This window comes from Streptomyces sp. RPA4-2, from assembly GCF_012273515.2.
Classification (GTDB): Bacteria; Actinomycetota; Actinomycetes; order Streptomycetales; family Streptomycetaceae; genus Streptomyces; species Streptomyces kaempferi.
Genome location: NZ_CP050975.2, coordinates 7,847,844 through 7,868,326, shown reverse-complemented (window position 1 = coordinate 7,868,326; position 20,483 = coordinate 7,847,844). Strand labels below are relative to the sequence as shown.

Below are 20,483 nucleotides of genomic sequence, written 5' to 3'. Positions count from 1 at the left end.
CATTGATCTATGTCACCACGCTGGGAGCCAAACCCCGATATCCGCAGGGGTCGTAGCGTCGTCCACACCCTCCAGGCGCATTTGGTCTTCACCCCCAAATATCGGCGCGGACCATTCACCGACGAGATCCTTCGGCGCTGCGAAGAGGTCATGCGCGACGTGTGCACCGACTTCGGCGCGGAGCTGCGGGAGTTCAACGGCGAATGCGATCACGTCCACCTGCTCGTGCACTACCCGCCCAAGGTCGCCATCTCCCGGCTCGTAGGCTCCCTCAAGGGTGTCTCCGCCCGTCGCCTGCGGCAGGAGTTCCCCGGCCACATCCGCACGTATCTGTGGGGTGAGCACTTCTGGTCGCCGTCCTACTTCGCCGCCTCGTGCGGGGACGCCCCGCTCGCCGCCATCAAGGAATACATCGAAAACCAGAAACATCCCGGCTGAGGCCAATACCGCAGACCCGTGCACCCGCGCGGGTCAGAGCAGCGTTAAGAAGCGCTTCCTCCCGAGCGTGAACGCCCGGGGTTCCGCGCTAGATCATGCTGAAATCCGTTGCGAAGGTACTGCTTTCATAAACGTCACCGTCATCCGACACCTCGCCATATCGGGCAATTCACTGGGCGAGCCCGTCCCGGTCGGCCGCGGCGGACGTATACGGTCCCGCACCGGCCGCGAGGAATCCGGGGGTCGGCGCGGGACCGTTGTCACCAGTCCTGGACGCCGGCGATCCGGTCGCGGCGGTCGGCGTTCCTGGCGCGTGCGGTGCGCAGCCACTGGGCGGCGAGCGCGAGGGCGCTGAAGGCGATGACGGCCGCGCTGTAGACGACCGAGGTCTCGTGCAGGCCCACGTTCGTGGCGGCGAATCCGGCGACCACCGCGGGGATGCTGAACGCCAGGTAGGAGATGACGAACGCGACCGCGAACAGCTCGCCCCGCTCGGCCGGTTCGGCGATCCGGGCCAGTGTGCCGAAGCTGGCCAGGGCCGACCCGCCGAAGCCGACTCCGGCGATCGCGGTGCCGACGGCGGCCATCGTGAGCGAGTGCTCCTGCACCCCGGCCAGCCCGACCGCCGTCCCGCCGAGCAGCAGGCCGGCCGCGAGGGCGAGGGTGCGTTCGGTGGGCCAGCCGCGCAGCAGGAAGACGGTGACCGAGGCGGGTCCGCAGAGCAGGGTGACCACGAGGCCGCCGATGACGTGGCTGGACAGACCGAACAGGTTGGCGGCCACGGACGGACCGAGCGAGAGGTACAGCCCGCCGAGGGCCCAGCTCGCCACCAGGATCGGTACGAGGGCGATCAGGTCCGAGCGCAGCCGGGGAGCAACCCCCAGCCGCGGTCGCAGCGACCGTGCGGCACCCGGCCGGCGCTGTGCCGTCTCGGGCAGCAGGGCGACGAGCAGACCGGCGAGGACCACGCCCGCGAGCAACAGCACGTAGACCAACCGGGTCGGGTGCGGCCCGTACTGTGCCAGGACGCCGCAGCCGAGTGCGCCCAGACCGAGCCCGAACGTCGGGGCGGCGCCGGTGATGACGCCGGCACGGTGCGGTGCGTGGGGAGGGTTCAGATCGACGAGGGTCGCACCGAGGGTCGTCATGGCCGCACCGGTGGCGATGCCCTGCACGAAGCGGGCGGTCAGAAGTATCGAGACGTCGCCGGCGACGATGAAGAGGACCATCGCGACCGCTTCGAGGGCGATGGCCGTGGCCAGGACGGGCCGCCGGCCGATGTGGTCGGACAGTGCCCCGAGCACGAGGAGCGCGGCGATCATGCCGGCCACGTACACCGCGAACACGGAGGTGAGCGTGGTGGCCGAGAAGCTCCATTCCTGCTGGTAGATGACGTAGAGCGGCGACGGCGCGCTCGAGGCGGCCATGAACAGGATGAAGACGGCCGCGATGGAGGCGAAGGCCACCGGCCGGCTCAGCCCGCGTCGCGCACGGCCGGTCGGCGACGCGGCCGGGACCGGGGCCGCCGGGTCTGTCGCGGCGGTCGGTGTCACCGGGGTCACCGGGGTCACCGGGGTCACCGGGGTGTTCTTGTCACGCGTGGGTGCGTCGGACATGCGGCGCCCTCTCCGAATGCAGTGATCATTGCGTTAACTACGGTAGCCCTAACGCAGCGATGAGTGCGATAATTTCCGTATGGCCGAAACAACAGCTCAAACCCGTCCCGGCGGCCGCTCCGCGAAGGTGCGGGCGGCCGTTCACCGCGCGGTCGAGGAACTGGTCGCCGAGGGGCCGGCCGAGGCGCTGACCATTCCCGTCGTCGCGGCCCGTGCCGGTGTGCACGCGACCACCGTGTACCGACGCTGGGGTTCGGTGGCGCAGCTCCTGAACGACGTCGCCACCAGCCGGTTCAGCGGCGACGTGGTGGTTCCGGACACCGGTTCCCTCGCGGGTGACCTGCAGCGATGGGTGGGCGACGTGGCCACCGACCTCGCCGACCCCGACGTCCTCGCCCTGATGCGGGCGACCATCGGCTCGGGTCCGGGCGGCGGGAGCGCCTGCACGGGTGACCGGCACGCGCAGCTCGGCGCGATCATCGAGCGGGAGCAGGCTCGCGGCGGTGAGGTGCCGAGCGTGGGCACGGCCGTCGACACGCTGCTCGGCCCGCTGTACTACCGCGCGATCTTCAGCGCGGAGCCCGCGTCCGGCGAGTGGGCGCGGGGCCTGGTGGCGACCCTGCTCGCGGCGATCCAGTGCCGGGTTCCCCCTGGTGGTCCCACGTCCCGGTGACGTGGTCGCCGGGGACGTGCGGACCCTCGGGGCGCCGAGCCCCGGTATCCGTGTCCGGACGCTCCCGGAGGTCGCTCTTCGCCGTCGTCAGAGGTCGACCCTCGTCCCCCAGCCGGCGGCCGAGGCGACGGCGTGGACGACATGAGCGGCGGCCACGTCCAGGGCGGCATGCCCGGTGGACTTGAACACGGTCAGTTCGTCCGCGCTCCGCCGTCCGGGGCGGTCCCCGCAGAGCACGTGACCGAGCAGGGTGACCGTCCGAGCGGCGGGCAGATCCTGCAACTCGTGCGCCCCGGCCGGGGGTTCGGCGGTGGCCGCGCCCGCCCACTCGGCGAAGAGCGCCGCGTCCCGCAGGGTTGCGGTGTCCAGTTCGGGACCGTGCGAACCGCCGACCGAGCTGACGTGGGTGCCGGCCGCGAGCCAGTCACGGCGCACCACCGGCCGGGTCGCACCGGTGCAGCAGAAGACGACGCCCGCCGTGCGGACCGCCGCCTCGACACCCGAGGCCACCCTTCCCTGAGGATGCAGGTCGGCGGTGAGCCGGGCGCGCCGCGGGTCGCGGCCGGCCACGACGACGGGTGCGCCGGGATCGAGCGCCGCGAGCAGGGCGACCTGGGCGCGGGCCTGGGCCCCGGTGCCGATCACGGTCGCGGGGCCGGCCGGTTCCGCGGGTGCCAGGGCGCGGGCGCTCCACGTGGCGGCGGCGGCCGTCCGGATGCCCGTGAGGGACTCGGCGTCCATGAGGGCGAGCGGCCGGCCGTCGTCGGCGTCGAAGAGGGCGACCATCCCGCGGTGCGCGCTGCGGCCGGGGCGGCCGGGATCGCCGAACACGGAGACGAGCTTGGCCGCGAGGCCGAGGCCCGGAACGTATCCGGGCATGGCTCCCAGCAGTCCGCTCGCCGTGCGCGCGGCGATCCTCGGTGGGGCCGACACCTCCTCCCGGCCGATGGCGACGAGTGCGGTCGCGACCGCCTCCATGATGCGAGGGGGGTCGAGGGCGGCGCGCGTCCGTGCCCGGTCGAGGACGAGAACCCCGGTCATGCCGGTGCCGCCGTCGCGGCGGTCACGGGGCCGGTCGAGGAGAGCAGGCGTCCCAGCTCCTCGGTGGCCTCGCGCAGTCGCTGTTTCAGGAGGAGGAGGCGCGCCGTGTCGATCTCCGCGTCGAGGCCGACCACGGTGAGGGCGCAGAGGGGGGCTCCCCGGTCCACGACCACCGCGCGGCTCAGCGAGGCGACGGGCTTCTCGTTGCGGCCGTGCTCGACGGCGAACCCGGACCGCCGGGTGTGTTCGATCTCCGCCGCCAGTCCTTCGGGACCGTCGAGCGGGTGCCCCGCCGCCTCGGCCGGGCGGAGATAGGGCGCGCGCGCCTCCGGTTCGAGCGCGGCGACCAGGGCCAGGGGGCCGGCGAACCGGTGGACGGGCAGTGCCTCGCCGAGCAGGCGCGTGATCATGCCGAGGCGTTCGGGCCGCACGACGTCGATCACTCGGGAGCGGTCCTCCTCGAGCACCTGGAGGTTGACCATCATCTCCGTGGCCTCGGACAGGCCGAGCAGCACCGGCCGGGCCAGGGCCACGAGGGAGTGGCGCGTGGCGGCGGCGGACAGCTGCAGGACCGCCGTGCCGGGCAGATAGCGGTCACCGGCGCGCAGCACCCAGCCGCGGCGGACGAGATCCAGCAGGATCCGGTACGCGGTCGCCCGGTGCAGGTCCACGGCCTCGGCCAGGTCGGTGAGGCGCGGCGGCTGGGGCGAGCGGGCCACGGCCTCGACCAGGTCCAGCGCCTTGTCCACCGCCGTGCGGGGAGCTTCGGGCATGGGGAGCGCTCCTTGTGGCATCGGGCCCCGGCGTGGCACCGGATCTCCCCCGGCCCCGGGGACCTTGCGGAAGCGGAGCGGGACGGGGGTACAGTGCCGAATGTTTCCAGTGACGATACGACTGTTGCGCTGAGCGTAACAGTCCTGCTGAGAGGTGAAGATGGTGGACGAAAGCCCGGGCGCGCCGACCCCCTACGCCCCCGCGGCGCCGGGCACGGTCGCGGTCTACCGCGGCGCCACCCTGTTCGACGGCACCGGCGGCCCCCTCCGGCCCTCGACGACGATCGTCACCGACGGCCCGGTCGTCCGTGCCGTCGGCGAGGACCGCGTGATCGCCGCCGATCTGCCCGCCGACGCCGAGGTCTTCGATCTCGACGGACGCTTCGTCGTGCCGGGACTGATCGACTCCCACCAGCACCTCGCCACCCCGCCCGACCGGCCTGCCGCCGAGGCGGTGCTGCGCCGGCTCGCGTTCGGCGGCGTCACCGCCGTCCGTGACATGGCCGACGACCTGCGCCAGGTGGGCGACCTCGCCCGAGCCACCCTCGTCGGCGAGATCCCGGGTCCCGACATCCGGTACGCGGCCCTGATGGCGGGGCCGGGCTTCTTCGACGATCCGCGCACCCACCAGGTCACCCGCGGCGGGACGCCGGGCGAGGTGCCGTGGATGCAGGCCATCACCACGGACACGGACCTTCCGCTGGCGGTGGCGATGGCGCGCGGTACCCATGCCACCGCCATCAAGATCTACGCGGACCTGGACCGTGACACCGTCGCCGCCATCACCGCCGAGGCGCACCGCCAGGGCATCCACGTCTGGGCCCACGCCACGGTCTTCCCGGCGACGCCGGGTGACCTCGTCGCGGCCGGTGCCGACAGCCTCTCGCACGTCACCCTGCTTCCGTTCGAGGCGATCGAGGACCGGTTGATCAGCTACCGCGACAAACCGGCCGTCGACCACGCCCGGTTCACCGCGGGGGACGAACCACGGCTGGCCGCGCTCTTCGCGCGGATGAAGGAGCGCGGTACGGTCCTGGACGCGACCGCCGGAATGTGGCTGAGCGATCTCCTGGCCGGTGACACTCCCGAGTCCGCGGCCCGCGCGCGGGCCAACGTGGAACTCGCCGCGGCCCTCACCGCCCAGGCCCACCGGTCGGGCGTCGCGATCTCCACCGGCACGGACTACGAGACCGACCCCGGCGACCCCTTTCCCGCCCTTTACGAGGAACTCGACTTCCTCGTCCGCCGCTGCGGCATCCCCGCCGACCAGGTGCTCCACTCGGCGACGCTGGTGGGTGCCCGGAGCGCGGGCGCCGAGGACGTCATGGGCAGCGTCGAGGCGGGCAAACTCGCCAACTTCGCGGTCCTGGACGAGGATCCCCTCCGCGACATCGGAAATCTGCGGACCATCGCGCTCACCGTCAAGCGTGGACGCCGCTTCGAGCGCGCCGAGTTCGGGCGCACCGACCCCGAGGGACCCCGATGACCGACACCCCCATGATCATCAACGCGCTCGGACAGCTGGACAACCCCAACGCCCCCGGCTCGGCGGACGCCGCCGCTCAGCTGAACCCGTCCAGCGAGCAACTCACCATCGACCGGAGGACCTTGGCCGACGCCCACGCCTCGGGTCTGACCGCGGTCAACATCACCCTCGGCTACACGATGGGCGATCTGCCTCCGTACGAGCACACCCTCCACGAGATCGCCGTGTGGGACACGCTCGTCCGCGACCACGCCGCCGACCTCACCAAGGTCCGTACGGCCGCGGACATCCGCCGTGCCCGCGCCGAGGGGAGGATCGGCATCATCTACGGCTTCCAGAACGCCGTGGCCGTGGGCGACGACACCGGGCGGATCGCGACCTTCGCCGATCTCGGTGTGCGCGTCGTCCAACTCACGTACAACCAGGCCAATCACATCGGCGACGGCTCGATGGCGCCGGAGAACCGCGGCCTGAGCGACTTCGGGCACCGGGTCGTCGACGCGCTGAACGAGCAGCACGTCATGGTCGACCTCTCCCACAGCGGGGAGCGCACCTGCCTGGACGCCGCCGCGTACTCACGCCGGCCCGTCTCCGTCAACCACACCGGCTGCCGTGCCCTCGCCGACCTGCCCCGCAACAAGACCGACGAGGAACTGCGTCTGGTCGCCTCCCGCGGCGGATTCGTGGGCATCTACTTCATGCCCTTCCTCTCGCTGTCCGGCCACGCCCGCGCCGAGGACGTCGTCGACCACATCGCGCACGCCGTGAACGTGTGCGGGGAGGACCACGTGGGCATCGGCACCGACGGAACGGTCACCTCCATCGACGACCTCGACACCTACCGTGCCCGCCTCGCGGAGCACGTGGCCCTGCGCCGGGAGGCCGGCGTCGGCGCGGCGGGCGAGCGCGACGACACCCTGCCCTTCGTCATCGACCTGCGGGGCGTGAACCAGTTCCGGGAGCTGATCCGTCTGCTGGAGGCCCGCGGGTACGGTTCGCGGCGCATCGAGAAGATTCTCGGCACGAACTTCCTCGACCACGCCGAGCGGGTCTGGACCCCCTCGGGTACCTGACCCGGGTCACCTCACTCCGCGGTCCCCCGCCACCGACCGTCACGGGTCGCTCTGCACCACACCCCGAGTGGAGAAGGTGACGGGTTCACCCGCCATGAGGTCCCCCGGCGGGATTCCGGGGTGATGACCGTCGGGGGGCGCGGGGTGTTCGGCGAGTGGACCGAGCGCCAGCCGGGAGACTATGCGGTAGCGGTCGCCTCGGTAGATCGAGTGCACGTACTCCACCGGCCGGTTGTGGGCGTCGGAGGTGAGACGCTCGAAGAGGAGAGCCGGTGACAACTCCGGCACGTCGAGCAGGTCCGCCTCGCCGCGGGTCACCACAGTCAGAGCGAGCCCTGGTTCAAGGTACGCAACACCGGTTCCACCACGGTCCAGTTGAGCCAGGTGAAGATCCGCTACTACTTCAAGGCGGACTCGGCGAGCGCCTCGTACCGCTTCGCCTGTTCCTGGGCGGTGAAGGGGTGTGCCAACATCACGGGCACGTTCGGCGCACTCGGCCACCCCACCGCCACCGCGGACCGCTACCTGGAGGTCGGCTTCACCTCGGCGGCCGGATCGCTGGCGGCGGGCGCCGACACCGGCGACATGCAACTCCGCTTCTACCAGTCCACCTGGCAGACCCTGAACCAGGCGGACGACTACTCCTTCAACGGCTCCCAGACCTCGTACGCGGACTGGAACAAGGTCACCGCACAGCTCGCCGGCACCACCGTGTGGGGCACCGCGCCCGAGGGCAACGCCCCCACGGATCCCACCGACCCGACCGACCCCACCGACCCCACCGACCCCACCGACCCGCCCGGTGGAGGCCAGAGTCTGTTCGACGACTTCAACTACGCGTCGTACACCGACCCCGCCATCGCCGCCCACGGCTGGAACGTCCGCTCCAACTCCGGCGGTCCCGGGGTTCCCGGCGCCACCTGGGACCCTTCCAAGGTCACCTTCCCCACCGTGTCCGGCAACACGGTGATGAACCTGGAGACCTCCACCGCGGGCACCGCGGAGTCCACCAGGCAGACCGAAGTCGTCTCCCGGAGCACGAAGTTCAAGAACGGCACCTACGCGGCCCGCGTGAAGTTCTCCGACACCCCCAAGTCGGGACCGGACGGCGATCACCTCGTGCAGACCTTCTTCACCATCAACGACCTCAAGGCCCCGATGGCCGACGACTACTCGGAGTACGACTTCGAGTACCTCCCCAACGGCGGCTGGGGCGAGAGCGGCAACATCCTCTACACCACGTCCTGGGAGACGTACGACCCGGACCCCTGGCAAGCCGTCAACCAGCACACCGAGGGCCGCCAGAGTTACGACGGATGGCACGACCTGGTGCTCACCATCGACAACAGCAGCATCACGTACTACATCGACGGACAGCTCCTCGGCACCCACGACGCCCAGTACCTGCCCGAGCGTCCGATGTCGATCAACTTCAACCAGTGGCTGATCGACCTCGCCGGACAGACCGCGACCACGGCCCGCGCCTACGACGAGCAGGTCGACTACGTACTGCATGTCAAGGACCAGGTCCTCACCCCGGCCCAGGTGGCCGCGAAGGTGGCCGCGTACCGCACCGCCGGAACGAGGTTCGTGGACGAGGTCCCGGCCTCCTGACCAGACGTGCCCCGGCGCCGGCTTCCCCGACGTGACGGTTCACCGGATCGTCACCGAGGCGAGGTCGGCGTCGCGCGTGCGGCCCCGTGACAGGAGCCGGTGCATAGGATCGCCGGCATGTCACTGCGACCTGTCCTCGTGAACATGAAGGCTCTCGACGACTCGGCGGTCGGCCGCTTCTGGGCGGAGGCGCTCGGCTGGCGTGTCACCGGCGAGGAGCCCGGCGCGACCGCCGTCCAACCCCTCGGCTTCGACTGGCTGGACCCGGTCACCGTCTGCGTCGACGTCATCGCCGTCCCGGAACCCAGGACGACGACGAAGAACCGTGTGCACCTCGACCTCGCCACCACCTCCACGGCCCATCAGGCGGAGTTGGTCGCGCGCCTGCGGGCTCTCGGTGCGACGCCCGCCCAGGTGGGCCAGGGCGATGTGCCGTGGACGGTCCTCGCCGACCCGGAAGGCAACGAGTTCTGCGTGCTGGAGCCCCGGGAGGTCTACCGGGACACCGGGCCGATCGCCGCGGTGGTGGTCGACTGCGTGGATCCGCGGGCCATGGCGCGGTTCTGGGACGAGGCGGTGGACTGGACCCTGCACGAAGTGACCGACGATCAAGCGGTGTTGCGCTCCGCCAAGGGGGTCGGCCCCTATCTCGAGTTCCTCCGCACACCCGGCGTGAAGACCGTGCCGGACCGCGTCCATCTCGACCTGGTGCCGGCCCCCGGCGACGACAAGGCGGCGGAGGTGGCCCGGCTGCGGGCCCTCGGCGCCACCGACCTCGATCTCGGCCAGGGCGACGTCCCGTGGACGTGTCTGACCGACCCGGAGGGCCACGAGTTCTGCGTCCTCGCCCGGTCCTGACACGGAGACTTGACGACACTCCGGCACGTGAGCCTTGTGCGCTCATGCGTCGTGACCCCGCCACCGGGCGCCCCGTACCCCGTACCCCGCACCCCGCACCCCGCACCGAAGGAACCGCGCACCCCTCACGCGTTCCCGCGTTCACGCCTTCCCCGGCTCACGCCTCCCCCCGTCCGATCAGGACGGTTTCGCGGAACTCGGCCACCACGGGCCGGAGATCGACCCGGTGCCACGCCGCCCACAGCTGGACAGAGCCTCCGTACCAGGGCAGTTCGCGTACCGCGACGCCGTCGGACGTGCCGCGCACCATGCTCTTCTGGATGAGCGCGAGGCCGAGGCCGGAGGCGACCAGGCCCAGTGCGGTAAGGGGGTCGGCCGCGTCCAGGCGGATGTCCGGTGTGAAGCCGGAGGCGACGCACGACGCGACGAACGTGTCGCGCCAGGCCGGGTCCGGGGCATCGCCCACCGCGATCCACGGTTGCCCGTCGAGGGCGTCCGGCGTCAACTCCTCCCGCTCCGAGAGCGGATGTCCGGCGGGCAGCACGAGCAGCAGCGGATCCCGCAGCAACGCCGCCGAGTTCAAGTCAGGGTCGTCCTCGGGCGGCGGGGTGCGCACCAGCGCGATGTCCAGGCTGCGCTGCCGCAGACCCTCGAACTGCTCGGCCGACTCCTGGTCGTACAGCGCGACGTGAATGCCCGGACGCCGGTCACGCAGGGTGCGCAGGGCGGCGGGCAGGATGCCCGTGTGCATCGCGTCGGCCACGTAGCCGATGCACAGGCCGCCCTCCTCCCCGCGGCCGAGCCGCCGGCCGAGGTTCTCCAGCCGGTCGGCGTGGCGCAGCAGGGCCTGCGCCTCGGTCAGGAAGACCCGGCCGTCGGAGGTCAGCCGGATGCGCTGCTGGCTCCGTTCGAAGAGGGTGAGTCCCAGGTTCTTCTCCAGCTGGGCGATCTGCCGGCTGAGGGGCGACTGGGACATGTGCAGCCGCTCGGCGGCGCGACCGACGTGTTCGGCCTCGGCGACGGCGACGAAATAGCGGAGTTGTCGCAGGTCAAGCATGTAGGACCTCAGGGGACTCAACTCTGTCCAAGCAAGTCTTGGACAGTCTCATCTGGAGATCCTAACCTCGAACACGTAAGGCCGACGGATCGCCCTTTACAGGACGAATCCCCTTCTGATCTCTATCCGTGAGGATCTTCCATGAGCATCAAGCCCCTTTTGCCCGGCTCACTCGGCTTCGGCACCGCGCCGCTCGGCAACATGTTCCGCGCCATCCCGGAAGAGGAGGCGGCGGCCACCGTCGAGGCCGCGTGGGACCAGGGCATCCGCTACTTCGACACCGCGCCCTTCTACGGCGCCGGCCTCTCCGAGATCCGGCTCGGCGACGTACTGGCCCGGCACCCCCGCGACGAGTTCGTGCTGAGCACCAAGGTCGGCCGCGTCATCCTGGACGAGGTCGAGGACCCGTCCGCCCGCGACCTCGGCGAGAAGGGCGGCCTGTTCGAACACGGCCGTCCGAACAAGATGGTCAACGACTACTCCGCCGACGCCACCCTCCGCTCCATCGAGGACAGTCTGGGGCGCCTGCGGACGGACCGTCTCGACATCGTGTGGGTGCACGACGTCGCGCAGGACTTCTACGGCGACGAGTGGCTGGCCGCCTACGAGAGCGCGCGCACCGGTGCCTTCCGCGTCCTGCAGAGGCTTCGCGACGAAGGCGTCATCAAGGCATGGGGGCTGGGCGTCAACCGGGTGGAGCCCCTGGAGCTCACCCTCGACCTGGACGAGCCGAAGCCCGACGCCTTCCTCCTCGCGGGCCGGTACACCCTTCTCGACCACGAGCGGGCCCTGCAGCGCCTGCTGCCGGCCGCCGCGGCCCAGGACGTCGACATCGTGGTCGGCGGACCGTACAGCTCGGGGATCCTCGCCGGAGGTACGCACTTCGAGTACCAGAAGGCGCCCGCGCACATCGTCGACAAGGTGGAGCGCATCAAGGCGCTGGCCGAGCGGCACGGGGTGGGTGTGAAGGCCGCCGCGCTGCAGTTCTCCCTCGCCCATCCGGCGACGGCGGCCGCGATCCCCGGAGCCACCAAGCCCGGTCGCATCGCGGAGGACGTCGCCGCGCTCACCGAGAGGATCCCCGCCGCGTTCTGGGCGGATCTGCGCGCGGAGCGGCTGGTGGCGGAGGACGCTCCCGTACCCGCCGCGGCCTGACCCCGTCACCCCCGCCGACGCCCTCACCCCCACCCCCACCCCCACCCCCACCCCGACGGAGAATCCCGTGGCCACGACCACCGCATCCCTCGACGTCCCCGCCTCTCCCGACCGTGTCTGGCGGCTCATCGGCGGCTTCGACTCACTGCCCGACTGGCTGCCGTACATCCCCACCAGCGAACTCGGCGACGGCGGACGTGTCCGGAGTCTCACGAACGAGGAGGGCGGCGTGATCGTCGAGCGCCTCGAAGCCTTCGACCACAAGGCCCGGACCTACAGCTACTCCATCCTCCAGGCGCCCTTCCCCGTCACCGGCTACCTCTCCACCCTCGTGGTGCACGAGACCGGCCGGCAGGACAGGGCCCGCGTGGAGTGGTCCGGCAGCTTCACCCCGGACGGCATCAGCGACGACGAGGCCGTCGCCCTGTTCCACGGCATCTACGCGGACGGTCTGGCCGCGCTGAGGCGGACCCTGGCGTCCGACGCGAGCTGACACGAGGGCGGGGTCCACCGGTACCGGTCCTGCGGCGAAGGCCGTCGAGGGCCGAGGCGGTGCGCACCGCACGGGAAGACGTGGCCGGGAAACCCGCCGTGTTGGAGGTGCGCGGTTCCCTGCGCGCACGGCGGACCCCCCGGCCACGCGGTTCTCCTGCCCCGCTGCGGGGCACCCGCGCACCGATGCCGGCATCTTCACGCAAGAGGCACACGAACACGGGGCGGCCCCGGACCTGATCGTCCGGGGCCGCCCCGCACCACCACCGGGTGGGACTTGGTGATCTCTACCAGCGGTACCAGCGGCCACGACCGCCACCGGTTCCGGCGGAGCGCATCACGAAACCGAGCAGCCATACGGCGAGCACGATCACGGCGACGATCCACAGGGCCTTCAGGGCGAAGCCGGCACCGAAGAGGACCAGGGCGAGGAGAAGAACGAGCAGCAGGGGAACCATGGTTATCAACCTCCGCAGCACCGAGTGCCCTGCCGATACCCGCCCATGCGCCCGATTTTTATTTGTTTCTTATCCCCCGGACCGGCAATACGGGACGGCTCCCGACCGCGAGCGCCCCTCCGCTTCCCGGACGACGGGCTTCGGCGACCTGGACACCACAGGCGTGCGCCGGTGTCACGGCAGACACCCAGCGTGACGATCGGCCGGACGATTCTCCGCCCGGGAGGTCTGCGCGGCGGCTCCCGGGGCAGACGGCGTTGGTCGGGGGAGACGCCCCCGGCCGAACGCCGCCGCAAGGCGCCGATCCGTGGGAGCCCCGATGCCGACCGCCGTGCCGGAAAGACCTGCCGGACTGCCACGTACCTCATCGGAGGGGGCCGGCTCCGGAAGGTCGGCGGCCATGCCCCGGGGCATCGGGCGGACCACCGCACGCATCGCCGCCCTGACGGCGTGCCAGGCCGCGCTGATGGTGGGATGCGGACTCCTGATCACCGGCCCCGCGCGTGATCTGTGGCCGCTGACGGTCGAGGACCGCGTCGACGAAGCCTTCGAACGGGGCCGCACCGGCTCACTCACCACTCTGTCTTTCCTCGGCTCCGAGGCCGGCAACACCCTGACGGTCATCACGCTCACCCTGGCGGCCTGTCTGGTGCTGGTTCTGCTGCCCCGTCTGCCGATGTGGCGGCAGGCGGTCTTCCTCGCCGTCGCCGTCTCCCTCCAGTCGCTGGTCTTCCTGGTCATCACCTTGTCCGTGGACCGCAACCGTCCGGACGTGGACCGCCTGGACGCGTCCCCGCCCACCTCCAGTTACACGTCCGGCCACACCGGCGCCGCCACCGCCCTGTACGCGGGCCTCGCCGTGGTGGTGCTGTCACGCGGCCGCGGTCCCTGGCGCAGGGCCGTGGGAGTGCTGCTGCTCCTCATACCGTTGCTGGTGGGCGTCGCCCGCCTCTACCGCGGCATGCACCACCCCACGGACGTGGTGGGCGGACTCGTCAACGGCGGCCTGTCCCTGCTGATCGCCGGACGCGCCCTGCTGGCGGACAGCTCCGTGACCGCGCCGCCCTCGACCGGCTCGCTGCCCACCGCCGACGGCACCCGCGCCGAGCGCCACCACGGCACCACCGCCGTGATCCTCAATCCCACGGTGACCGACGAAGCCACCCGGGTCTCCCTGCGACGGGTCCTGGACCACAACGGCCACCGTGCGCCGGTGTTCATCGAGACCACCCGCGACGACCCGGGCGGCGGGCAGACGGCCCGCGCGATCCGTGACGGTGCGACGCTGGTCGTGGTCTGCGGCGGGGACGGAACCGTCCGGGCGGTGGCCGACGCCCTGGCCGGCAGCGGGGTCCCGCTCGCCGTCGTACCCTGCGGCACCGGCAATCTGCTGGCCCGCAACCTCGGCCTGCCGCTCTCCCCCGCCGAGGCCCTGGAGGCCGCGCTGCGCGGTACGTCGCATCCTCTGGACCTCGGGCACATCGAGGGCGACGACCTCCCCGCCACCCACTTCGCCGCGATGTCCGGCGCCGGACTGGACGCCGCGATGATCGAGCACACGGACGAACGCGCCAAGTCGGCGATGGGGTGGCCCGCGTACCTCCTTGCGGGCATCAGCACGCTGCGCACCCCCCGCATGAGCCTGACCATCCGGCTCGACGACGCGCCCGCCGTCCGCCGTACCGCCCGCATGGTCCTCGTCGCCAATGTCGGCACCGTCCAGGGCGGGTTGACGCTCCTGCCGTCCGCCCGTCCCGACGACGGGCGTCTCGACCTCCTGGTCCTCGACCCACGGGGTCCCGGCGGCTGGCTGCGCGCGGTGGGAACGCTGCTGCGCCGCCGGTCCCGGACGCCCCGGCCCGCCACCATGGACACCCTCGTCACCCAGGACGGCGGCCGGACCGGCGTACCGGTGGAGTTCTTCACCTTCCGGCGCGCCGAACTCACCTTCGACTCCCCGCAGTCCCGGGAACTCGACGGAGACCCGGTCGGCCGGGGACGCCGTCTCACCGCCGAGGTCAGGCCCGGCGCCCTGACCGTGCTGCTGCCGTCCGGGGAGAAGTGAATGGGTACCGCCACCAGGGTCCCCGAGACCCGTGACATGACCGGCGAGGAACTGTCCGCGGACGAGGCGCTGGCGTCCCTGCGCCGTTACGGCCGCTGGCCGCTGCTGCGCGACTCGTTCATCCGGTTCCGGTACGCCGACGGCTTCAGCCACTCCCGGGCGCTCGCCCTGCAGACGGTCCTGGCCGTGATCCCGCTCGCCATCGCGTTCGTCGGACTCTCCACGGCCCTGCACTCGGAGGACATCGGCAGATTCGCCGAGCTGACGATCCACCGGATCGCCGCGGGCCCGAGCGCCGAGGTGGTCGACGACGCGCTGCGGCGCAGCCGGCACACGGCGGGCGACGGCGCGCAGGTCGCCCTCTGGTTCGGTCTGCTGTTCTCCCTGGTCAACGTCACGACGGCGATGTGCCAGATCGAGCGTGGCGCCAACCGGATCTACGGGAACGAGCGGGACCGCCCCTTCCACCGGAAGTACCTGCGCGGCCTGGTGATGTCGCTCAGCGCCGGGATCCCGCTGGGTCTCGGGTTCGTCGTCATGGTGGCCGGCGGCGACCTGGCCTCCGCGGCGGTGACGGTGTACGGACTCGACGGCGCGGCCAGGACCGCCTGGGAGATCATCCGGTGGCCGGTCGGTTTCCTGCTCGCGCTCATCTCCGCCAGCGCGATCTTCCGCCGCTCTCCCCGCAGACAGCAGCCCGGATACACCTGGCTGGCCTTCGGCGCCACCGTCTACCTCGTGCTGTGGACCCTGCTGACCTGGCTGCTGAGCCTGTACCTGGGCGTGAGCGGGTCCTTCGACACGATCTACGGCCCGCTCAGCGCCTTCATGTCGCTGTTGCTCTGGGCCTATCTGACCTCCATCGCCCTGTTCCTCGGACTGGCGTTCGCCGCGCAGCTGGAGGCCTCACGGGCCCTGCGGCCCGGTCCGATCCACCCCGACCCTGGAGTGTGAATGCCTGTGCGAACCGTTGCCCTGCGCCTCCGTGACCGGCGGCGCCGGGCGGCAGACCGCAGGTTCGGTGTCCGCCTGCTCGGCTCGGCCGCCGTCGCGGCGGTCGCCGCCGTGCCCTTCGGGCTCCTGCTCGTACTCCTGGAGGGCCACTGGGAACCCCTCCGCCGTCTGGACGCGGGCACCGCGCGGCGGCTGCACGAGACGGCGCTGGAACACCCCGCGTGGACGAGCACCCTGCGCTTCCTCTCCGACCGGGTGTGGGATCCCGTCACCCTGCGTACGGCCGTCGCGCTGCTCACGGTCTGGCTGGTGTACCGCAGGGCGTGGCGGCTGGCGGCGTGGTCCGCCGTGACGGCCGTGGCCGGCGGCCTGATCGGACTGCTCGTCAAGACGGTGGTCGAGCGAGCCAGGCCGTCCTTGGAGGATCCGGTCGCGCACGCCCCGGGATTCTCGTTCCCGTCGGGGCACGCGATGACGGCCACCACCTCGTTCGCGGTGCTGCTGCTCGTCCTGCTCCCCCTGGTCCCGCGCGCCTGGCGGCCGCTGGGCTGGTGTCTGGCCGTCGTCTCGGTGCTCGGTGTCGGCTTCACCCGTGTCGCGCTCGGCGTGCACTGGTTCAGTGACGTGGTGGGCGGCTGGCTGCTGGGGCTCGCGGTCGTCGCCCTGACGGCCTGGGCCTTCGAGGCGTGGCGGGTCGATTCAGGCCGGGGGCACGCCGAGTTGACGGGCGGTCTGGAGCCGGAGCTCACCGGCGCCCACCCGGAACCGGGTCCGTCCGGCCGGGAGGTGTCCCACTGAGACGGGGTGGGCGCCGGGGACGGACTCCCCGGCACCCACCCCGTCGTCAGGAGGGACGATCCCCCGTCACGGTCACCGTCACCGTGTACCGGGGTGCAGGTAGGCGCGGTCCACCGTCTGCTGGACGGTGTCGCCGGCCGCGTCCTTCGCGGTGACACGCAGCGTCACGTACGCGTCCGCGTGCACACGGGCCGGCCGCTCCACGGTGGCGCTGAAGCCGCCGCCCTTGCGGGCCGTGGACGCGGTGGTCCAGGTCCGCCCGCCGTCGTACGACGTCTCGACCTTCAGCGTCACACCACGCGGTGCCGCCATGCCGTCCTGCATACGGACGGTCAGACCGAGGCTGTGCTCGCGCGCCCGGCCCACCGCGTTCCGCGCGTCGACGGGGACGGAGTAGTCGACCTGGAGCAAAGGCAGCATGGCTGTCCGAGCCGCGGTGTCCGAGCGGAACGTCCACGACGTGCGCGTGCCGGTGGCGAAGTCCCAGTCGTCGGAGACACGGGCGGTGGTCAGGTCCAGCCGGTACCCCGCGTCGCCCCCGGGCACCTCGATGTCGCCCCACGCGCCGTTGTCGGACGCGGCGATCTGCTTCCCGTTCCGGTACAGCGTCGCCGTGGCCGTGTCGGGCAGGTCGTCCGCCGCGGCGGACGGGGAGCCGGCGCGGATACCGCTGCCGACACCGCCGCTGGGGATCTCACCGAACGCCCAGTGGCCCGTGCCGGAGTCCGTGAACTCCGGGACGAACACGGACAGGGTGTCGCCGTTGCGCACCGACTGCCAGGCCGCGCCACGCGGAATCGACGGGCGGACCACCGCTCCGAACCACCGCTCCGTGACGCTCTGGCCGGGCCGGTAGGTGCGCGGCACATCACTCATGCCGGCCATGAGGGGCATGTCGGGGTCACCGACGACGTTGTGACGGACCGTCTGACGCCACAGGGTGTCGCCGCCGGTCACGTACTCGACGCGCTCCTGGCCCGTCGGAACGTAGCGGGTGTACTGGTTCCAGGCGGTGTCCTGGTACGGCCGCCACCCGAAACGCTGCTCACCCGCCCAGGACGTGGCACCCGTGCGGGTGTACGTGCTCCGGACCACGGCGCTCTCGCGCTCGGAGACGGTGTACACCAGCGGCTTGGGGACGGACCCCTTGGACACCTGCATCACGTCGTAGAGGTACGGGCTGCGGACCGTGCCGGTGAACTCCACCGTGGTGGACCTCGCCTTGGCGCGCTTGAGCAGCGCGGTGCCCTCCGTCGCGCCGGCGCGCATGGTGGGCAGCGCCATCCGGTCTCCCGTCGGGCTCCACCGCGTCCAGGGGTAGAAGCCGTCCTCCATGACCAGCACGAGTGCCTTGGCCCCGGCGTCCGCCGCCGCCCGCGCGAGCGCCCGGTCGTCGGTGAAGTGCCAGCGGACGACGGCCAGTTTGCCGCGCACGTGGGCGGCGCGAAGGTCGGCGGCCGTGCCGGTGCCGGCGTCCACCGCGGTCAGCCGTGCACCCTTGTCGCTGAAGGCCGGCGACGCGTCCACGTAGTACGGGGTGAAGGCGAGCGACGTGCCGGGGACCTTCGCCCGCAGTTGCGGGGCCACCATCTGCCAGCGCGAGGCGAACTCGAAGTCGCCGTCGGTGACGCGTGCCGTGGGGCTGACGTAGATGCGCTGGGCGACGTCGAAGTACATCACGCCCTGGATCAGGCCGTTGCCGTCGATCTTCCGGTACGTCTGGTAGCTGAGGACACCGCGCTGTTCGGCGGGGCGGGGCGTGCGGATCTGCACCTGGACGGTGTCGGCGGCGTTGAGTGTCACCGACATGTCCTTGGTGACCTTCACCTCCGGGTTGACGACCTCGCGCAGTTCCTCACCGTCGGCCGCCTTGTCGATCGTGTTGAAGCTGACCTGGTAGGTGCCCTCCTCCACTTCGGCGACGGCCGGTTCCAGGCTCGTGTAGTTCACGAAGCCGTCGGCACCCCAGATCGTCGGGGCGGCGCCCTCCATGACCTTGCCGTCGCGGTCGCGGGCGACCACGGTGAGCTTGTGCAGCGCGCCGTGCGCGTTCAGGGCGAGGGTGGTGTGGGTGAGCACGGTGCCGTCGGCGGAGGTGGCCGTGACGTAGCCGTAGTACTGGCCCCGAGTGGCCTTCGTACCGTCGAGGCTCAGCGGGACCTCGGCCGTGGCGCCCGGCGCCAGTTGCACCTTGCCGCTGCCGACACCGACCACGCCGTCCGGGAGCGCGCGCCCCGTGTTGGTGGCGAGGGAGGCCGCCAGGGAGAGCGTGACCGCGTGGTCACCGGTGTTGGTGTAGCGGACGGTGGCCGCCTGCTGCTGCTTCTTGGCAGCACCGACCTGGACCGGCGGGAGGGTGACGGACCCGGTGGCCGTGACCGGGCCCATGGCGGTGGCCAGATCGATGCGGCCACCGCCCTGCTCGGTCACCTTGGTGCCGGGCACCTCGTGCGCGGTGCTGATCAGGGCGTCCTTGAGCTGCTGGGCTCCCCAGCCGGGGTGTTGCTGGGCCAGCAGCGCGACGGCGCCGGCGACATGCGGGGTGGCCATCGAAGTGCCGGACGCGGAGGTGTAGTTGGCGTCGACCGGGGTGCCCATCGTGGTGCCGGAGGCCCGCGCGGCGACGATGCCGACGCCGGGGGCGGTCACGTCGGGCTTGACCGCGGCGTCGACCAGGCGCGGGCCACGGCTGGAGAAGGGGGCGAGGGAATCGTCTCGGTCGACGGCACCGACGGTCAGAGCGGCGTCGGCCGCGCCCGGCGAGCTGACGGTGGACATGCTGGGGCCCTCGTTGCCCGCGGCGACGACGAAGAGCGTGTCGGTCGACGCGGTCAGGGCGTTGACGGCCTCGCTCATGGAGTCGGTGCCGTCGGTGGGGGTGCCCGAACCGAGGCTCATGTTGACGACCCTGGCGTGCTGCGCGGCGGCCCACTCCATGCCGTCGATGACGGACGACTCACTGCCGTAGCCGTCGTCGCCCAGCACCTTGCCGATGAGCAGGTCGGCGCGGGGCGCGACCCCGCGTCGGGTCCCGCCGGAAGCGGCGCCCGTACCCCCGACGATCGAGGCGACGTGCGTGCCGTGGCCGAAGCCGTCGTTCGTGCTCGTGCTGCCGGAGAAGTCCTTGGCGTCCGCTATGCGTCCGGCCAGGTCGGGGTGGTCGGCGTCGACGCCGGTGTCGAGGATCGCGACCTTGACGCCCTGTCCCTCGTAGCCGGCCTTCCAGGCGGTGGGGGCGTTGATCTGCGCGGTGCTGCGGTCCAGTACGGCTTCGACCTTGCCGTCCAGCGAGACGCGCGGGGTGACCGCGGCGCGGGCGGCGTCGGACGCCGCACTGGTGTTCAGCGTCTTCCAGAACGTGCCGAGGTCGTCGTCGGCGATCCGCAGCGACCGCGCGTCGATGCTCGCGAGGTCACGGACGGGCGTCGCGGACGTGTTGAGCGCCGCCAGCCGGTCGGCCGTGTTCCCGGCGGCCTGTGTCGCCCGAGCGGTGCTCCTGGCTCCGTTCGTCGACGGCTTGGAGGAGACGATCAGCGGAAGGGCGGAGGTGTGGGCCTCGTCGTAGCCCTCGGCGATCAGGGCCGTCACGTCGAAGAGCCGACGGTCCAGTGTGCCCGCGGTCACCAGCGCCTCGGCGTCGGACGGCAGCACGGTGAGCGCCTTGTCGTTCCCCTCCAGTGTCCTGAAGGGGATGCTCTCGCGCCCTGGTCCGGGCTGCACCGACGCGGTGTGGCGTCCGCCGGGCAGCGTGGTCACCGTCACCCGGTCGCCGGTCAGTAGTCGCACAGTGGCGGAGACCGCCTTGTCGCGGGCGGTGATTCGCGCCGTCGTGTCCGCGCTCGTCCCGGCCGAAACGGGTGATACACCCCCGATCGTCGCCACCAATACGGTCGATATAGCCGCCGATAGGCGCATCCATGCCATCAGTCAAG

The 20,483-nt window shown here is 71.7% G+C and carries 16 protein-coding genes and 2 pseudogenes; 11 read left to right on the top strand and 7 right to left on the bottom strand.

Annotation, left to right across the window (positions count from 1 at the left end):
• The first annotated feature begins 9 nt into the window (after positions 1-9).
• Positions 10-438 carry an IS200/IS605 family transposase gene (gene tnpA / locus HEP85_RS34390; protein WP_168531420.1) on the top strand — a complete coding sequence of 143 codons (429 nt, stop codon included), beginning with the start codon at positions 10-12 and terminating at the stop codon, positions 436-438.
• A 260-nt stretch (positions 439-698) separates the two neighbouring features.
• On the opposite strand, the gene HEP85_RS34385 is transcribed toward tnpA, so the two are convergent.
• The gene (locus HEP85_RS34385; RefSeq protein WP_168531419.1) at positions 699-2,054 is read right to left on the bottom strand and encodes an MFS transporter; all 1,356 of its coding nucleotides are present in this window, start codon (positions 2,052-2,054) and stop codon (positions 699-701) included.
• Between the two features lie 79 nt (positions 2,055-2,133).
• On the opposite strand from HEP85_RS34385, the gene HEP85_RS34380 reads away from it, so the two are divergent.
• The gene (locus tag HEP85_RS34380) at positions 2,134-2,727 is read left to right on the top strand and encodes a TetR/AcrR family transcriptional regulator (protein WP_168531418.1); all 594 of its coding nucleotides are present in this window, start codon (positions 2,134-2,136) and stop codon (positions 2,725-2,727) included.
• Positions 2,728-2,814: 87 nt separating this feature from the next.
• Here HEP85_RS34380 and HEP85_RS34375 read toward each other — a convergent pair whose 3' ends face one another.
• Both HEP85_RS34375 and HEP85_RS34370 read right to left on the bottom strand, forming a co-directional pair.
• On the bottom strand, positions 2,815-3,768 hold the full coding sequence (locus HEP85_RS34375) for an ornithine cyclodeaminase family protein (protein ID WP_369657964.1): 954 nt from the start codon (positions 3,766-3,768) through the stop codon (positions 2,815-2,817).
• Positions 3,765-4,541: an IclR family transcriptional regulator gene (locus tag HEP85_RS34370; RefSeq protein ID WP_168531416.1), complete on the bottom strand. Its 777-nt coding sequence runs from the start codon at positions 4,539-4,541 to the stop codon at positions 3,765-3,767. The genes HEP85_RS34375 and HEP85_RS34370 overlap by 4 nt, the downstream gene beginning before the upstream one ends.
• 160 nt (positions 4,542-4,701) lie before the next feature.
• Between HEP85_RS34370 and HEP85_RS34365 the strand changes: the two genes are divergently transcribed.
• Complete coding sequence (locus HEP85_RS34365; protein WP_168531415.1) at positions 4,702-6,027, top strand: amidohydrolase family protein; 1,326 nt, start codon at positions 4,702-4,704, stop codon at positions 6,025-6,027.
• Positions 6,024-7,100 carry a dipeptidase gene (locus HEP85_RS34360; protein ID WP_168531414.1) on the top strand — a complete coding sequence of 359 codons (1,077 nt, stop codon included), beginning with the start codon at positions 6,024-6,026 and terminating at the stop codon, positions 7,098-7,100. The genes HEP85_RS34365 and HEP85_RS34360 overlap by 4 nt, the downstream gene beginning before the upstream one ends.
• A gap of 39 nt (positions 7,101-7,139) precedes the next feature.
• Here the strand turns inward: HEP85_RS34360 and HEP85_RS34355 are convergent.
• Positions 7,140-7,424: pseudogene (locus HEP85_RS34355) on the bottom strand (UTRA domain-containing protein); the annotation flags it as partial.
• Between HEP85_RS34355 and HEP85_RS34350 the strand changes: the two are divergent.
• Together HEP85_RS34350 and HEP85_RS34345 are read left to right on the top strand one after the other, a co-directional pair.
• Positions 7,425-8,714 (top strand): annotated as a pseudogene (locus HEP85_RS34350) (cellulose binding domain-containing protein); the annotation flags it as partial. It abuts the pseudogene before it with no gap.
• A gap of 117 nt (positions 8,715-8,831) precedes the next feature.
• Entirely contained in the window at positions 8,832-9,572 is a 741-nt protein-coding gene (locus HEP85_RS34345) for a VOC family protein (RefSeq protein ID WP_168531413.1), read from the top strand.
• A 157-nt stretch (positions 9,573-9,729) separates the two neighbouring features.
• Here the strand turns inward: HEP85_RS34345 and HEP85_RS34340 are convergent, their stop codons facing one another.
• Positions 9,730-10,629, bottom strand: coding sequence for a LysR substrate-binding domain-containing protein (locus tag HEP85_RS34340; RefSeq protein ID WP_168531412.1), 900 nt, complete (start codon positions 10,627-10,629; stop codon positions 9,730-9,732).
• A 141-nt stretch (positions 10,630-10,770) separates the two neighbouring features.
• Between HEP85_RS34340 and HEP85_RS34335 the strand changes: the two genes are divergently transcribed.
• Entirely contained in the window at positions 10,771-11,784 is a 1,014-nt protein-coding gene (locus HEP85_RS34335) for an aldo/keto reductase (protein ID WP_168531411.1), read from the top strand.
• Positions 11,785-11,851: 67 nt separating this feature from the next.
• Positions 11,852-12,277 carry an SRPBCC family protein gene (locus HEP85_RS34330; protein WP_168531410.1) on the top strand — a complete coding sequence of 142 codons (426 nt, stop codon included), beginning with the start codon at positions 11,852-11,854 and terminating at the stop codon, positions 12,275-12,277.
• A 286-nt stretch (positions 12,278-12,563) separates the two neighbouring features.
• Here the strand turns inward: HEP85_RS34330 and HEP85_RS34325 are convergent, their stop codons facing one another.
• Positions 12,564-12,734 (bottom strand): hypothetical protein, encoded by a 171-nt coding sequence (locus HEP85_RS34325; protein ID WP_037652668.1) that lies wholly within the window; start codon positions 12,732-12,734, stop codon positions 12,564-12,566.
• A gap of 400 nt (positions 12,735-13,134) precedes the next feature.
• On the opposite strand from HEP85_RS34325, the gene HEP85_RS34320 reads away from it, so the two are divergent.
• Genes HEP85_RS34320 through HEP85_RS34310 form a run of 3 tightly spaced genes read left to right on the top strand, consistent with a single transcriptional unit; the run spans position 13,135 to position 16,551 of the window.
• Positions 13,135-14,799, top strand: a complete 1,665-nt coding sequence (locus HEP85_RS34320; protein WP_248002185.1) for a diacylglycerol kinase family protein — start codon at positions 13,135-13,137, stop codon at positions 14,797-14,799.
• Complete coding sequence (locus tag HEP85_RS34315) at positions 14,800-15,753, top strand: YihY/virulence factor BrkB family protein (RefSeq protein WP_168531408.1); 954 nt, start codon at positions 14,800-14,802, stop codon at positions 15,751-15,753.
• Positions 15,754-16,551: a phosphatase PAP2 family protein gene (locus tag HEP85_RS34310; RefSeq protein ID WP_168531407.1), complete on the top strand. Its 798-nt coding sequence runs from the start codon at positions 15,754-15,756 to the stop codon at positions 16,549-16,551.
• 78 nt (positions 16,552-16,629) lie between these two features.
• Here the strand turns inward: HEP85_RS34310 and HEP85_RS34305 are convergent, their stop codons facing one another.
• On the bottom strand, positions 16,630-20,475 hold the full coding sequence (locus HEP85_RS34305; protein ID WP_211118111.1) for a S8 family peptidase: 3,846 nt from the start codon (positions 20,473-20,475) through the stop codon (positions 16,630-16,632).
• Positions 20,476-20,483 lie beyond the last annotated feature (8 nt).